Here is a 13,882-nt window from a genome sequence, read left to right on the forward strand (position 1 = left end):
CCGGCGCTGCGCGAGGCGGCGGCGGCCCGGCTGGCCCGGTTGGCGGCGCTCAGCGACGCGCACGGGCGTCCGTTGGCGCCGCAGGCCCGGCCGTCGCTGTGGTGGGGCGTGCTGGAGCCGACCGGACGCCCCGTGGTGCCCAGCGGGCCGCTGCGGATCAGCCCGTCGATGCTGACCGGGCTGCTGACCTGTCCGCGGCAGCACTACCTGACCCGGCAGGTGAAGGCAGACCCGCCGCGCAACGCCACCGCCAGCCTGGGGTCGGTGATCCACGTGCTGGCCGAGCACGCCCGCAGTTCGGGTCTCGGCTTCGACGAGCTCACCGCCCGGCTCGACGAGGTGTGGGACGAGCTGCCGTTCGCTACCGCCTGGCTGTCGGTGTCGGAACGCGACCAGGCCGAGGCCGCGCTGACCCGCTTCCTGAACTGGTCGGACGCCAACGCCGGCACCGAGGTGCTGGGGGTCGAGGTCCCCTTCGACGTGGAACTGCCGCTGGGCGATGGCGCCGTCCGGCTGGTCGGCACCGTCGATCGGTTGGAGCGGCTGGCCGACGGACGGTTGCGGGTGGTCGACTTCAAGACCGGCAAGCGGGCACCGACGGCGCAGGCGACGGCGTCCCACGAGCAGCTGGGGGTGTACCAGCTGGCCATCGAGGCGGGGGGTTTCGAGCACCTGGCCGGGCCGGGGGCGTCCAGCGCCGGCGGTTGCCTGGTGTATCTGCGGGTGCCGGGCGGCAGCGACCTGGACGACTACCCGAAGGAGTTCCATCAGGCCGCGCTGTCGGAGCGGCCGCATCTGGGCGACGAGGACGCCGAGCACCCCAGCTGGGTGCACGAGCGGCTCTCCCGGGCGGTGACGCTGGTGCGCGCGGGGCGCTACCCGGCCACCCCCGGGCCGGGCTGCACCTGGTGCCCGTTCGCGTCCAGTTGCCCGGCCAAGCCGGCGGGCCGGCAGGTGGTGGCATGAGCCGCGGCCTGGAGACACCGGGGCAGTTGTGCGACGTGCTCGGACTGCCGTTCTCCGATCAGCAGCTGGCGGCGATCACCGCGCCGCTGGAGCCCGGGGTGATCATCGCCGGCGCCGGCTCGGGCAAGACCACGGTGATGGCGGCCCGGGTGGTGTGGCTGGTCGGCAGCGGCCAGTTGGCGCCGGAGCAGGTGCTGGGACTGACCTTCACCCGCAAGGCGGCCGCTGAGCTGTCGGCCCGGGTACGCGGCGCCCTGGAACGGGCCGGGGTGATCGACACCTCCGGTGTGGACGAGGCGGGCGAGCAGCTGGTGCTCACCTACGACGCGTTCGCTGCCCGGCTGGTCGCCGAGCACGGGCTGCGGATCGGGGTGGAGAGCGATCCGGTGATGATCACCGGGGCGTCCCGCTACCGGCTGGCGGCTCGGGTGGTCACCAACGCCGCCGGGCCGTTCGAGCAGCTGGCGTCGTTCACGCCGACCACGCTGACCGAACGGCTGCTCAAGCTGGATTCCGACCTGACCTCGCACCTGGTCAGTGCCGCCGAGGTCGGCGCGCACGCCCGCGAGTTCCGCACCGCGCTGGCGGAGGCCCCGCTGAGCCGCAATCGGCGCGAATACGCCTCGGTGCGGCAGGCCCGGGCGATCAGCGATCAGCGGCTCGAACTGTTGGGCCTGACCACCGCCTATGCCGAGTTGAAGCGTCGGCTCGGCTACGTCGAGTTCGCCGATCAGATGGCGGTGGCGGCCGAACTGGCCCGCAAGGTTCCGGCGGTGTCGGAGTTGCTGCGCCGGCAGTTCCGGGTGGTGCTGCTCGACGAGTACCAGGACACCTCGTCGGCGCAGGCGGCGATGCTGCGGGCCCTGTTCTCCGGCGACGATGCGGCGTCCGGACGGGGTCATCCGGTGACCGCGGTGGGCGACCCGCACCAGGCCATCTACGGCTGGCGGGGCGCGGCGGCCAGCAACATCCTGCAGTTCGCCGACGACTTCCCGACCGCGCAGGGCAGGCCGGCCCGGTCGTACGCGCTGACCGTGAACCGGCGCTCCGGTCCGACCATCCTGGCGGTGGCGAACGTGCTCGCCGCCGGGCTGCACACCGACCCGGCGATGGGCGGGGGGCCTGCCGCGCTCGCGCTCACCGCCCCCGAAGGCACCCCGCCGGGACGGGTCGAGGTGGCCGGCTTCGACAGCTGGCCCGACGAGGTGGCGTTCATCGGCGAGCGGATCGCCGCGCTGCACGGCACCGGACGGGTGGCGGCCTGGTCCGACCTGGCGGTGCTGGTCCGCCGCAACGCGCAGATCCCCGCCCTGTACGCCGATCTGAAGGCGCGGGACGTGCCGGTCGAGATCGTCGGCCTGGGCGGCCTGCTGGAACTGCCCGAGATCGTCGAGGTCTGCTCGGTGCTGGCCCTGCTCGACGACGTCAGCGCGAACCCGGCGGCGATCCGGCTGCTCACCTCGGCCCGGTGGGCGATCGGCATCGCCGATCTGGCGCTGCTGGGACGCCGGGCCACCGAGCTGGCCACCGTCGAAGGTTCGCGGGACGACGATCTGGTGGACGACCTGGGCCGGGCGCTGGCCCGCACCGACGGGGTCACCGTGCCCAGCCTGCTGGAGGCGCTGCACGACCCGGGCGAGCTGCCGTACAGCCCGCAGGCGCGGCGCCGGTTCGCGGTGATCGCCGCGGAGTTGGCCGGGTTGCGGCAGCACGCCGGCGAGCCGGTGCTCGACCTGGTGCGGCGGGTGGTCAACACCCTCGGGGTGGAGGGCGAGCTGGCGGCGTCCGGATCGTCGAGTGCCCAGCTGGGCGCGTTCACCGACGCCGTCGCCGGCTACTGCGACGTGGACGGCGAGGCGTCCCTGGGCGGGCTGCTCGCCTACCTGGACGCCGAGCGTAACCACGGGGTCGGGCTCGATCAGGCGGTGGCCAGCGATGCCGATTCGGTGAAGCTGCTCACCGTGCACAAGGCGAAGGGCCTGGAATGGGAGGTGGTGTTCCTGCCGGGCATGGCCGACGGGGTGTTCCCGAACGAGCGGGTGACCGAGAACTGGGTGACCAACGCCGCGGTGCTGCCGGCCGAGCTGCGCGGCGACGCGGCGGCGATCCCGCAGCTCGCCGAGGCGTCCGACGCGGCGTTCAAGGAGTACGCGGCCGCGCTGAAGCAGCAGGCCCGGCATGCCGAAGATCGGCTGGCCTACGTGGCGGTGACCCGGGCCAAACAGCTGCTGGTGGCGACCACGCACTCCTGGGAGGGTGAGCTGATCAAGCCGCGCAAGCCGTCGCCGTACTTGCGGGCGATCGAACAGCACGGGGTGCTGCTGCGGGAGGCGCCGCCGGCGGTCGGCGACAATCCGCTGGCCGGGTCCGGTGCCGCGCTGGAGTGGCCGGTGATCGGGGACCCCGAGGCCCGCGAGCGGCGGCAGCGGCTGGCCGCCGACGTGGAGGCGGCGTCCGCGGTGCTGGTGCCGCTGGATCCGGTGGGGTTGTCGGCCGACGAGCAGGCCGAGGTGGCGCAGTGGGACGCCGATCTGTCCGCGCTGGCGTTGGCCGCGGTCGAGGAGGTGACGCCGCCGCGTCCGGAGTATCTGTCGGCGACCGGGCTGGTCCGGTTGGCCCGCGACCCGGAAGGCTTCACCGCGGACGCCGGACGTCCGATGCCGCAGCGCCCGATCGCGGCGCAACGGCTGGGCACCCGGTTCCACCGCTGGCTGGAGGACCGGTTCGCGCTGGAGCCGGCGTTCGACGTCGATCCCGGTCAGGAGCCGCCGGACGATCCGCACTTCGCGCACCTCAGCGCGGCGTTCGAGCGGGGACGGTTCGCCACCCGGCGTCCGTTGGCGGTGGAGGTGCCGTTCAGCATGCTGGTCGCGGGCACCATCGTCCGAGGCCGGATCGACGCGGTGTTCCGCACCGAGCAGGGCTACCTGGTGATCGACTGGAAGACCGGGGACGTGCAGCAGGCCGATCCCGCCCAGCTGGCCATCTACCGCAAGGCCTGGGCCGAACTTGCCGGGGTCGCACCGGAGCAGGTGCAGGCCGGGTTCTTCGACATCCTCGCCGACCGGCTGGTGACACCGGTGCTTCCGCCCGAGTCGGCCTGGGCGGACGCGGTGCAGCAGCTCGGCTGATCGTCGTAGGTTGAGAGACATGGACACTTGGAGCGGGCCCGGACACCTGGATCGCTGCGAACACCAACGAGCGGACCCGGCATGGCCGGCCGCGTGTTGGACCGACCCGGCGGCGATCCTGATACCTGTCGACTCGGTCGGACGGGTCGGCGTCGGCGAGGGCTTCGCGCTGAGCGAGCGTCCCGCGGGTGAGTACGACCCGCAACGGCACTATCTGCTGGGGCTGTCGCGGCGGCGTCCGGTGTTCGTCGAGTCGGTGGACGCCGTGCCGGCAGGTGCCGGTCTGCGTGAGCTGATGCCGGCCGTGGACGATGAGCGTCGCGAACTCGTGGTCGCCGCGGTGGCGTTGGCGTCCTGGCATCGGACGTCACCGCACTGCGGGCTGTGCGGCGCCGCGACCGTCGTCACCACCGGCGGCATGGTGCGGCACTGCCTGGGCTGTGGTCGGGACCGGTTCCCGCGCAGCGACCCGGCGATCATCGTCGCCGTGCTGGACGCCGACGACCGGCTACTGCTCGGACACCAAGCGGTGTGGCCCCAGGGCAGGATGTCGATCCTGGCCGGATTCGTCACCGCGGGGGAGTCCCTGGAACAGGCCGTCCATCGCGAGGTCGGTGAGGAGACCGGACTGCTGCTCTCCGACGTCCGCTATGTCGCGAGCCAGTCGTGGCCGTTCCCGCGTTCGCTGATGCTCGGCTTCGTCGCGCACGCGGCCAGCACCGAGATTCAGGTGGACGGGGTCGAGATCGAATCGGCCCGCTGGTTCAGCCGTGAGGAACTGACCGGTGCCGTCGATGCCGGCGAGGTTAGCCTGCCCGGTGAGGCGTCCATTGCGCACCGGTTGATCGCCGATTGGTGGGGGAGGAGCTGAGCGCCCAACCTGATAGCTGAGGTTGCTGTTATTGCAGCTGTGCGTACCATGGCGGCATGGCAGCCCATGCGCTTTCAACGACGCTCGACCCCACCGACCCCGCCGTCCGGTCCGACGCCAAGAGCCTGGCCGACCGGCTGGTGGGCAATACTCCGGTCGAGGCTGCCGTGCGCGCCATGCTCGACGATGTCGCCCACGGGGCACGGGTCGTGGTGCTGCGGGCCGAAGACGAGGTCACCCCGGCGGAAGCCGCCGAAATCCTGGGTGTGACGCGACAGTTCGTCGACCGACTGTGCGAGGACGGCGTGCTCGCCTTCCGCCGTCTGCCCGGCAGCCGTCACCGCCGCATCCGGGTTCAAGATGCCGTCGACGTCGCTACCGAACGCAGCCGCCGCAGAGCCGGTGCCGAAGCGATTCGCGCCGCTCTCGCGGAGTAGCCCGGTGGCCCGCCTCCCCCGGGTCTTCATTGACACCAGCGAGCTGTTTCCGTTCACGATCATGGACGTGCTGCTCACGCTGTCCGAAGATTTCCTGTTCACCTGGGTCTGGACCGACGAAGTGCTCGCCGAGTGGGAGGAAGTCATCGTTCGCGAAGGCCGCCGCACGCCGGAGTCGGCCGCATCGGTCAGTGCGGCCGTACGTCAGCACTTCGGGCGATATCGCATTGACCCGGCCCTCTATCGTGACAAGGTGACCAACGACCTGTCAACGGACCCCAAGGACCGGGTCCATGCGGCAGCGGCGATCCACGGTGATGTGGACATCCGGCTCACCGTGCTCACGGCCGGCGTCAAGGTCATCACCTCGGACGAATTCTTGGTCGATCTGCTCAAGCGGCGCCGCCAGGGCGTGGTCGAATCGTTCACCCGTGCGGCGACCAGCAAGAAGCGCCCGCCGATCACCGGTCATGAACTGGCCGACAAAATTGCCGCCGCGGGAGCACCGAGGTTCGCCGAACGATTGCACCGGCTTCTCGGCTCGACGTGAACTCAGTAGGACCGACCTGTCTGGGAGGATCGGAGTTGAAGCCTCTCGTCAGCAGTAATGCGCGAGCCGGTCCGAGGGCAGACGGCGACGGTCGACAGAACGAGCTACCCGGTACCGTTTGCCAGGTAGTGACACCCCCACGGGTGCAGGGCACCCACAGAAAGCAGGAAATGCGATGAGCCGCGACATCGAACTGATAAGCGACGGCGACGGCCTTGCTGTCATCGGCAATTCGAGCGACATTGAGCGCTTCTTTCTTCACACTGGTCTCGACCAGGTTCCGTCGCGGGATCTGGACCTCCATAAGCTCTGGACCGCGTCGGGCACTGCGGGGACGGCTCTCCAGGTAGGCGCCGATGTCGCCGCCAACTCCGGACGGTGGGTCAAGCTCACCGCTGAGTCTGCCGAAGCCGTCCGCAAGTACGGCCTAATGGCGACCAAGACACCGGGCGTCAGCCACGCCATGATCGGTCAGCCGGGTGACATCAAGCAGTGGCTCCAGATCGCCCAGGCGCCATCGGTGCTCTTGAGTGGCCCGTTCGCCCTGACCGCGTTATCGACGATGATGCAGCAGCAGGCGATGCAGCAGCAGATGGACGAGATCGTCGACTACCTGGAACTCATCAACGAGAAGGTTGATGACATTCTGCGCGGCCAGAAGGATGCCGTGCTCGCCGACATGATCGGTGTGGACCTGATCGTCGAGGACGCACTGACCGTGCGAGACGAGGTCGGACGCGTCTCCGAGACCACCTGGTCGAAGGTGCAGGCAACCTCGCAGACCATCGCCCGCACACAGGCCTATGCGCTTCAGGAGCTGGACGCGATCGCGGAGAAGTTGCAGAAGAAGGCGGATCTCGGCGAGATCGCTCGTGCCACGAAGGACGCAGAACCCCGGGTGCGCGAGTGGCTCGCGGTGCTCGCTCGCACCTTCCAGCTCGAGGACGGAGTGTCGGTGCTCGAACTCGACCGAGTGCTGGACTCGTCTCCGCAGGAACTCGAAGCTCACCGTGTCGGGCTCGTCAAGGCGCGACAGAACCGCCTCGAACGGATTGCGCGCAGCACCGCCGCTTTGCTCGCCCAGATGGATGAGACCGTGCAGAAGGCGAATGCCAAGGTGCTCCTCAACCCCTTCGACTCACCGGCAGCTGTGAAGTCGAGCAACAGGGTCGCGGTCGAAGTGCACAACCTGCGTGGGCGACTCGGGATCGAAGCGGGCAGGGAGGCTGCGGACGCAAAGCGTTGGAGCCAGGCGGCCGGGGAGGCCCTCGACAAGGTCCGGGTCAGCACGACCGAGAGCGCGATCGCTGCCAATCGTCTCGGCGCTCGAACGTTCGATCGAGCCACCGGACTCTTCCGGGCAGTGGACACCGATGGCGACGGCGTCCCCGACCAGCCGCGAGCCGCAGCAGCTGTAGAGCAGGCAGGAGCCGCGATCAAGGACGCAGCAGCCGGCGTCGCTGGCGCGGTCGGGGGCATCTTCCAGCGCAAGCGAGCTGAGAAGCAGGTCGCCGATACCGAGTAGTAGACCCGCGAGTTCGCCGCCGTGGCCAGACCGGCGCCACCGGCGAGCAGATCGGCGGAGAAGCCGTTATACCAGCGGTCCAGCTGCGCCCGTCCGGCCGGCAGCAGGGTGTGCAGCTGCCGGGCGGTGGTCGTCAGCCGGTCGACGATCCGGGCAGCCTTCGGCCGGTACATCAGCCGGAGAAGAGAGGGCGGGCGATGGTCTCCATTGCCGGAGTCTAGGTCGGTGCCTTGCTCTACGCTGACCGCAATCGGGCCGCAAGGGAAGGGGGCCCCGTGAACCGTCGACTGCTGCGCGTCGTCGTCGCCAGTGTGCTGAGCGCCCTGCTGGCAACGGGATGTTCCGGGCCGATCCCGCGCGAGCCGGTGCCCGAGGGCTGGGCACTCAACGTTCACCAGCCGGGGGAGTGGTGGACGCAGCCGCTGATCCCGCGATCGGTCGTGGTGCAGCGTTGCCCGCCGCCGGCCGGGTGGTCCTCGGAACCCGATCTGTCCCGGATGGAGGCGCTTCCGCCCGGCATCGACGTCAACTACTCGTTCTGGAACGATGACTACCACTGCCTTATCGGCTGGGCCCAGCCGGTCGGCGAGGTGCCGAACGATCCCGTCGACGGCGCGACGGAGGCGGGACTGCGGCGGATCTGCTCGACCAGCGGCCTGCCGATGGACGCCGGATGGCGCTTCCTCGGACACAGCCTGACCGGACGTCCCCACGACCGTTCCGCCCGACCGGCGACCGCGGCATTCATCGACGAGCACGGCACGGTGGTCGGGTGCCTGGTCGGCTACGACTCGCTGAACGAGACCCTCAGCGCCTCGGTGGAACTGTCGGTCGGAGCGGACCTGCCGGCGACCCCGTCCGGTGCGGCCTGCCCGGTCAAGCCCCGCGATCTCGCCCGCTCCTCGGCCGGCACGGTCGAGGAGTACCGGCTGCGCGGCGCGGGCGCCGTCCGTGGCACCGACGGACGAGTCCTCGCCAGCGCTGCCACTCTGCGGATCGGCCTGGCCGGCGACAGCGTGACGACCGAGCACCCGGTCGTCGACGGCGTCGCGATCGTGGACGCCTCCGTTCAGCCGACGGCGTCCATTCCACTCGACTGGGACAACCTGCCGGCGCTCGAAGGCCAGATCTACGACGCCGCCGGCAACCTGCTGGGCAACTGCCGCAGCTGAACAGACCCGGACGAGTCAGGTTCAGCGGCTTCTGACCACGGGTGATTTCACCAACGTCGTGCCATCGGCGCTGACCAACCTCGCCTGCGCATGCCGGTATCCGGTCTGCTGCCCGGACCACCAGGTGGTGGTCTTCGCGGTCGTGGTCCGGGTTTGGCCTTTGAGCGACCAGGTCACCACCAACCGTGCCCCGCTCGGCGCTCCCGTCGCCTGGAAGCCGAAGCTGTCCGTGCCCTGGTCGGTGACCGTGATCGCCACCTTCGGCTTGGGCACATAGTCCCGCTTCAGGACCTGCAGCTTGTCGAACGGGAAGGCGGCGTACTTGTGGTGGGTCCCGCCCCACATCACGCTGTACGACTCGGCGTCACCGAACAGCTTGGGGTAGGGATCCTTGGCGAAGGTGGACGCGTTCTCCAGCGAGAAATTGATGCCGCCACTGCCGTCGACCACCATGAACCCGTACTTCTGTGCCGCCTTCGCGATGGTCTTCGCGACCGGGTGCAGGTTGAGCGAATCGATGTTCAGGTTGGCGGGGAGGCGCAGGTATTGCCCCTCCGAGATGGTGTTCTTGGCCCGTTTCCGGCGTCCGTCGGTCCGGGTCGCCGGCTTGGAGACATAGCTGTCGATCGTCTGCGGAGGAACCTGCATGCCGATCACATGATCGATGTGTCCGGCGCGGAGCTCCGCGACCTTCACCGTGTAGGGCTCCAGCGCGACTCCGGACGCGGAGACGCCGGCCGGCGCCGGGAAGGTCCCGTTGGACTGGTAGGTGCTGGCGATGGAGCCACCCCAGCAGGCATACCATTTGTTCTTCTTCTTGAATGCCTGCCATAGATCGACGTAACGGCCGGTGTCGGAGTTGAACACAGTCAGCTGTCCGTCGGTGCCGGCAGACGGCTTGGCGCGATTGGGAATACGGACACCCTTCAGCTTCTTGAATAGATCCGGTGTATAGCCCTTCTTCTGGCAGTCGTTAAACCGGATGTCGTAGGAGGGGTCCGTATTCCGGGCGATCCACAACGGGTTCGAATATTTGTGGATGTTCAGGCTCATGGACGGCAGTTTGCGGGCCGGGACGCCGTACTGCTTGATGCCGTACCGCTTGATGTTCCGCACGATGGCTACGCTGTTCGCATCGACGGGGGCGGTGGCGGGCAACGGCTGGTAGGCGGGGGCGGTGGTCGCCCACATCCGCGGATAGGTGTCAGCGGACTCGGCTTCTGCCGGTGTGTTCGTTGCGGTGAGTGTCAGGATAGTGATGAGCGGGAGGATCGCTGGCAGGGATCTCCGTGGGACGTAGCGCATGGCATTGCTCCTCGTGTCGTCGCTGTCCTCCCGTCCCCGGCAGAAGTTATGCCACGAGATCGAAACCTATTTCAACTAAACGAACTGCGGGCCAGAGATCGGCGGTGAAAGCCCGTCCGGACATCGTGTCGCGGGGCCGAACGGACGCTCGCCGTGCTACGAGGTTCCGCAGGTAGGGCGGTCGGTGGGACGATCGGCGTGGAGGTCGGATCGCCAGCAGAGGAGGGGTCGTGGAGCAGATCCTGACTGTCGCCGTCGGGTTTGTCCTGACCACGGTGATCGGGGGTTGGTGGGCGTCGCGCCTGCAGCAGAGGTCCTGGGAGCGTCAGAACGAGCTACGGCTCCGCGAGAACGAGCGGTCCCGGGCCGAGGACGCCAGTCGGGAGCTGTCGGCATTGCTCGATCGGCGGCTCTACCGGATGCTGCGGGTGTACTGGGCGATTGCCGGCTACGACGGGACGGAGTCGGCCGAGACCGGCCTGACGGACTGCCTCGCCGAGTACCGAGCCGTCCTGTACGAGTGGAACGATCGACTCAACACCAACCTGGCCCTGGTGAGCAGCCACTTCGGCGATGAGACCCGGTCGATGTTGGAGGCTGCGTACGAAGACTTCCGGCGTGTCGGCGGCGACCTGGAACGGGCGGCCGGTCAGGTGCGGCAAGGGCGTGACGCGTCGACGCTGCTGGACGGTCTCGGTCCGCAGTTCGAGGGCTGGGAGCCCGGAAGCCTGAACAATCGCGTCTACCGGCTCTGCCTGGCGATGATGACGCAGCTGCGGGACGGCCGGGTGGGTCGAGGCTCGGCGGCACCGTGGCCCGACCACGAATAGCCGACCGCCAGGGCCCCCTACCTACAGCCGCTCGCGCAGCCCGGACGCCCGCCGCGCGGTCCGCTGCACGGCCTCGGCGAGCGCCTCCCGGGTGCCGATCAGGTGCACCGCGTCCCGGGCCCGGGTGACGGCGGTGTAGAGCAGCTCGCGGGTGAGCAGCGGCGAATCGACGTCGGGCAGGATCAGCGACACCACGGCGAACTGGCTGCCCTGGGACTTGTGCACGGTCAGCGCGTCCACCGACTGGGTGGGGCCGAGCAGGTCAGGGCCGAGCGGACGGCTCGCGCCGCCGGCGAAGTGCACCAGCGGACGTCCGGTCGTGGTCAGCACCACCCCGGTGTCGCCGTTGTACAGGCCCCAGTCGGGCTGGTTGGTGGTGACCAGGACGGGGCGTCCGGCGTACCAGTCGCCCTCGGCGCCGAAACCGGCCACTGAGGCCCGCAGCCAGAACTCGGCCTGCCGGGCCCAGGTGGTGGCGCCGTGCGGACCGTGCCGGTGCGCGCAGAGCAGCCGGTGCTGGTCGAGCAGGTCGAGGGCTCGCGCGGCGTTCCCGGCGACGGCGGCGGCATGGATGGCTCGGCCGATGTGCACCACCCTGGCCCGCAGCTCGTCCTGTGGTTGCGCCGGGTCGGTCAGGGTCAGGTTCGGGTGCCCGGCGGTGGCCAGGTCGAGCACGGTGTCGGCGTCGCCGGCCCGGACCGCCTCGGCCAGTTCGCCGAGTACGCCGGTGAACCGGTAGTTGCGCCGCAGCCGCACCACCGGCGTCCGTCCGCCGGTGCCGCGCCAGGACGCCTGGGTCAGGTCGCTGAGCACCGCGCCGGCACCGACCGAGCTGAGCTGGTCGGGATCGCCGACCAACACCAGCCGGGTGCGGTCACCCAGCGCCTCGGTCAGCCGAGCCATCATGGTCAGCGACACCATGGACAGCTCGTCGACGATCACCACGTCGTGCGGCAGCGGATTGTCCCGGTTGTGCCGGAACGCCGGACGCCGGTACGGCTGGGCGCCCAGCAAGCGGTGCAGGGTGCTGGCCGCCAGCGTTCCGACCCGGGGGCCGACGTCGGCCGGAAGATCGCCGGTCGCCTGCCGCAGTGCCTCGTCCATCCGGGCCGCCGCCTTGCCGGTCGGGGCGGCCAAAGCCACCCGCCGCACCCCTTGCCGGAACAGCAGCGCCAGGATGCGGGCGATGGTGGTGGTCTTGCCGGTGCCCGGACCGCCGGCCAGCACCGTGACACCCGAGGTGGCCACCTGGGCCGCGGCCCGGCGCTGGTCGGGGTCGGCGTCGGGGGCCGGGAACAGCTCGTCCAGCCAGGCCTCCAGCTGGGCGGCGTCCACGGCGGCCGGGCGCATCAGGGTGCGCTGCTGCAGGCTGAGCCGCACCTGCTCCTCCTGCTCCCAGTAGCGGGTCAGGTAGAGCTTGTGATCGACCAGCCGCAACGGACGGGTCGGATCGCCGTCGCTGCCGTGCGTCACCACCGGGCTGCGGCGCAGGGCGTCCAGCCAGTCGTCGGGGTCGGGCCACAGTTCGTCGGGCACCTCGACCAGTTCGTCGTCGCGTCCGGTGACCCCGTTGCGCACCCGGTCGAGTTCCAGGCACACCGACCCGGCCCGCAGGGCACGAACGGTGAGTGCCGCGGCCAGCTGCACCCGCTCGTCCGGCTCCCGGTAGAGCCGGGTGAACTGCCTGGCCGGGTGCAGGTCGGGCCAGTCCAGCACGCCCAGGCCGTGGAACTCGCCGGTCAACCCGGTGGCGGCGATCGACAACGCCGGATCAGTCATCGCCGGCACCTCCCAGAATCAGCGACAGCCGCTCCACCAGCGCGGCCGGCGGCTGCCAGGCGAACACCCCGGTCGCCGGACCGGCCTGCGGCCCGCCCATGCCGCGGACGAACAGGTACAGCACCCCCCCGAGATGCTGCTCGGGGCGGTAGCCGTCGAGGCGTCCGGCCAGGAAGCGGTGCAGCGCCACGCAGTACAGCAGGGCCTGCAGCGGGTAGTGCGCCGCGCACATCGCGGTCACCATCGGGCCTTGTGCGTAGTGGCCCAGGGTGAGCTCGTCGCCGCCCAGCCGGTTGGTCTTGTAGTCGGCCACCACGAACCGGGGACGGTCGGCCGGGCCGACCCGGAACACGGCGTCAATGCTGCCGGTCAGGAACCCCTTCAGCGGCTGGACGGCGAGCGCGGGGTCGGCCAGCAGCGCCGGGTATCCGGCCAGCGGATCCTCCGGCGGCAGGTGTTCGCGCAGCAAGCCGGCCAGATCGCCCAGGGTGAAGTCGTCGGCCGGGGCCATCGGCAGGTCGAAGGTGAGTTCGGCCAGCCGGTCGCCGATCGGCAGCTCGGCGAGGCTGCGGTCGTCGGCGAGCGGGCCGAGCGAGGTCTGGAAGGCGGGCAGCAGCGCGTCCGCCAGCACTTCCGCGCTCACCCCGGGCAGCGGGAACCGCGGCAGCCACTCGGACGCCGCGGCGCGCAGCCGGGACCGCAGGGTGGCCTGGTCCGGGCCCGGGTCGACCTGCTCGAACAGGGCATGCACCAGGGTGCCGAACTGGGTGCCGCCGGGCAGGTCGCGCATCGGCGACGGTGTCGGGTCACTCGTCGACGGTGCGCTCGACTCGGCCTGTTCGGGCTCGTCGGTCAGCAGCGGCGCCTCGGCGTGCACCCCCGCGGTCAGGCCCGAATAGGACGTCCGGCGCCAGTCGGCGTCGATGGCCCGATCGAACCGCAACGCCCTCAGTTCAGGGACCGATGTCGGCCGGGCCGGTGCAGAACTGGTGCCGGTGTCGGCGGTGACCGGCTCGACCGCGAACCCCTCGGCGTCCCGCACCCAGGGCAGGTCGGCGGGGGCCAGCGTGCCGGGGGTGCGGTCCAGCGGGTAGGCGGCGGCCGGTGCGTCCGGAAGCCTGCTCCGGTCGCGGTAGAGCACCCGTTGCAGGGCCGACCGAGGCGTCCGCTGGGTGCGTGCCCACCAGGCGATCACCTGGGATCGGGCCCGGGTGAACGCCACGTACAGCAGCCGCAGGTCCTCCTCGGCCTCCTCGGCGTCGGCGCGCCGCCGGCGCTGGCTGCGGCCGGCGGCGTCCCGGCCGCCCAGGTCGAGC

Annotated in this window: 11 protein-coding genes; 8 read left to right on the forward strand and 3 right to left on the reverse strand. The window is 70.5% G+C overall.

All coding sequences use genetic code 11. From position 1 onward, the window contains the following. The 7 genes from QM582_RS15865 to QM582_RS15895 all read left to right on the forward strand — a co-directional run. Positions 1 to 966: PD-(D/E)XK nuclease family protein (locus QM582_RS15865; RefSeq protein ID WP_415085998.1), on the forward strand; the 966-nt coding region annotated here is incomplete at its 5' end. Continuing rightward, complete coding sequence (locus QM582_RS15870) at positions 963 to 4,097, forward strand: UvrD-helicase domain-containing protein (RefSeq protein WP_415086000.1); 3,135 nt, start codon at positions 963 to 965, stop codon at positions 4,095 to 4,097. The genes QM582_RS15865 and QM582_RS15870, both read left to right, overlap by 4 nt. Positions 4,098 to 4,116: 19 nt before the next feature. Further along, the gene (gene nudC, locus QM582_RS15875) at positions 4,117 to 4,968 is read left to right on the forward strand and encodes an NAD(+) diphosphatase (protein WP_415086002.1); all 852 of its coding nucleotides are present in this window, start codon (positions 4,117 to 4,119) and stop codon (positions 4,966 to 4,968) included. Between the two features lie 56 nt (positions 4,969 to 5,024). Next, entirely contained in the window at positions 5,025 to 5,405 is a 381-nt protein-coding gene (locus tag QM582_RS15880; RefSeq protein WP_415086003.1) for a helix-turn-helix domain-containing protein, read from the forward strand. Between the two features lie 4 nt (positions 5,406 to 5,409). Beyond that, positions 5,410 to 5,955, forward strand: a complete 546-nt coding sequence (locus tag QM582_RS15885) for a PIN domain-containing protein (protein WP_415086005.1) — start codon at positions 5,410 to 5,412, stop codon at positions 5,953 to 5,955. A gap of 175 nt (positions 5,956 to 6,130) precedes the next feature. Continuing rightward, positions 6,131 to 7,480 (forward strand): hypothetical protein, encoded by a 1,350-nt coding sequence (locus QM582_RS15890; RefSeq protein WP_415086006.1) that lies wholly within the window; start codon positions 6,131 to 6,133, stop codon positions 7,478 to 7,480. 275 nt (positions 7,481 to 7,755) lie between these two features. Continuing rightward, positions 7,756 to 8,652, forward strand: a complete 897-nt coding sequence (locus QM582_RS15895; RefSeq protein WP_415086008.1) for a hypothetical protein — start codon at positions 7,756 to 7,758, stop codon at positions 8,650 to 8,652. A 21-nt stretch (positions 8,653 to 8,673) separates the two neighbouring features. On the opposite strand, the gene QM582_RS15900 is transcribed toward QM582_RS15895, so the two are convergent. After that, on the reverse strand, positions 8,674 to 9,957 hold the full coding sequence (locus tag QM582_RS15900) for a hypothetical protein (protein WP_415086009.1): 1,284 nt from the start codon (positions 9,955 to 9,957) through the stop codon (positions 8,674 to 8,676). A 230-nt stretch (positions 9,958 to 10,187) separates the two neighbouring features. Between QM582_RS15900 and QM582_RS15905 the strand changes: the two genes are divergently transcribed. Then, positions 10,188 to 10,787: a hypothetical protein gene (locus tag QM582_RS15905; RefSeq protein WP_415086010.1), complete on the forward strand. Its 600-nt coding sequence runs from the start codon at positions 10,188 to 10,190 to the stop codon at positions 10,785 to 10,787. Positions 10,788 to 10,808: 21 nt separating this feature from the next. On the opposite strand, the gene recD is transcribed toward QM582_RS15905, so the two are convergent. Then, positions 10,809 to 12,566, reverse strand: coding sequence for an exodeoxyribonuclease V subunit alpha (gene recD / locus QM582_RS15910; protein ID WP_415086012.1), 1,758 nt, complete (start codon positions 12,564 to 12,566; stop codon positions 10,809 to 10,811). Further along, positions 12,559 to 13,882: PD-(D/E)XK nuclease family protein (locus QM582_RS15915; protein WP_415086014.1), on the reverse strand; the 1,324-nt coding region annotated here is incomplete at its 5' end. The genes QM582_RS15915 and recD, both read right to left, overlap by 8 nt.

The sequence above is a fragment of the Micropruina sp. genome (assembly GCF_047607385.1).
Taxonomy (GTDB): Bacteria; Actinomycetota; Actinomycetes; order Propionibacteriales; family Propionibacteriaceae; genus Micropruina.

Bases quoted from the DNA above. Each gene is read 5' to 3' on its own strand.
- nudC (WP_415086002.1), top strand. From the start codon at position 4,117: ATGGACACTTGGAGCGGGCCCGGACACCTGGATCGCTGCGAACACCAA.
- QM582_RS15900 (WP_415086009.1), bottom strand. From the start codon at position 9,957: ATGCGCTACGTCCCACGGAGATCCCTGCCAGCGATCCTCCCGCTCATC.
- QM582_RS15890 (WP_415086006.1), top strand. From the start codon at position 6,131: ATGAGCCGCGACATCGAACTGATAAGCGACGGCGACGGCCTTGCTGTC.
- recD (WP_415086012.1), bottom strand. From the start codon at position 12,566: ATGACTGATCCGGCGTTGTCGATCGCCGCCACCGGGTTGACCGGCGAG.
- QM582_RS15880 (WP_415086003.1), top strand. From the start codon at position 5,025: ATGGCAGCCCATGCGCTTTCAACGACGCTCGACCCCACCGACCCCGCC.
- QM582_RS15870 (WP_415086000.1), top strand. From the start codon at position 963: ATGAGCCGCGGCCTGGAGACACCGGGGCAGTTGTGCGACGTGCTCGGA.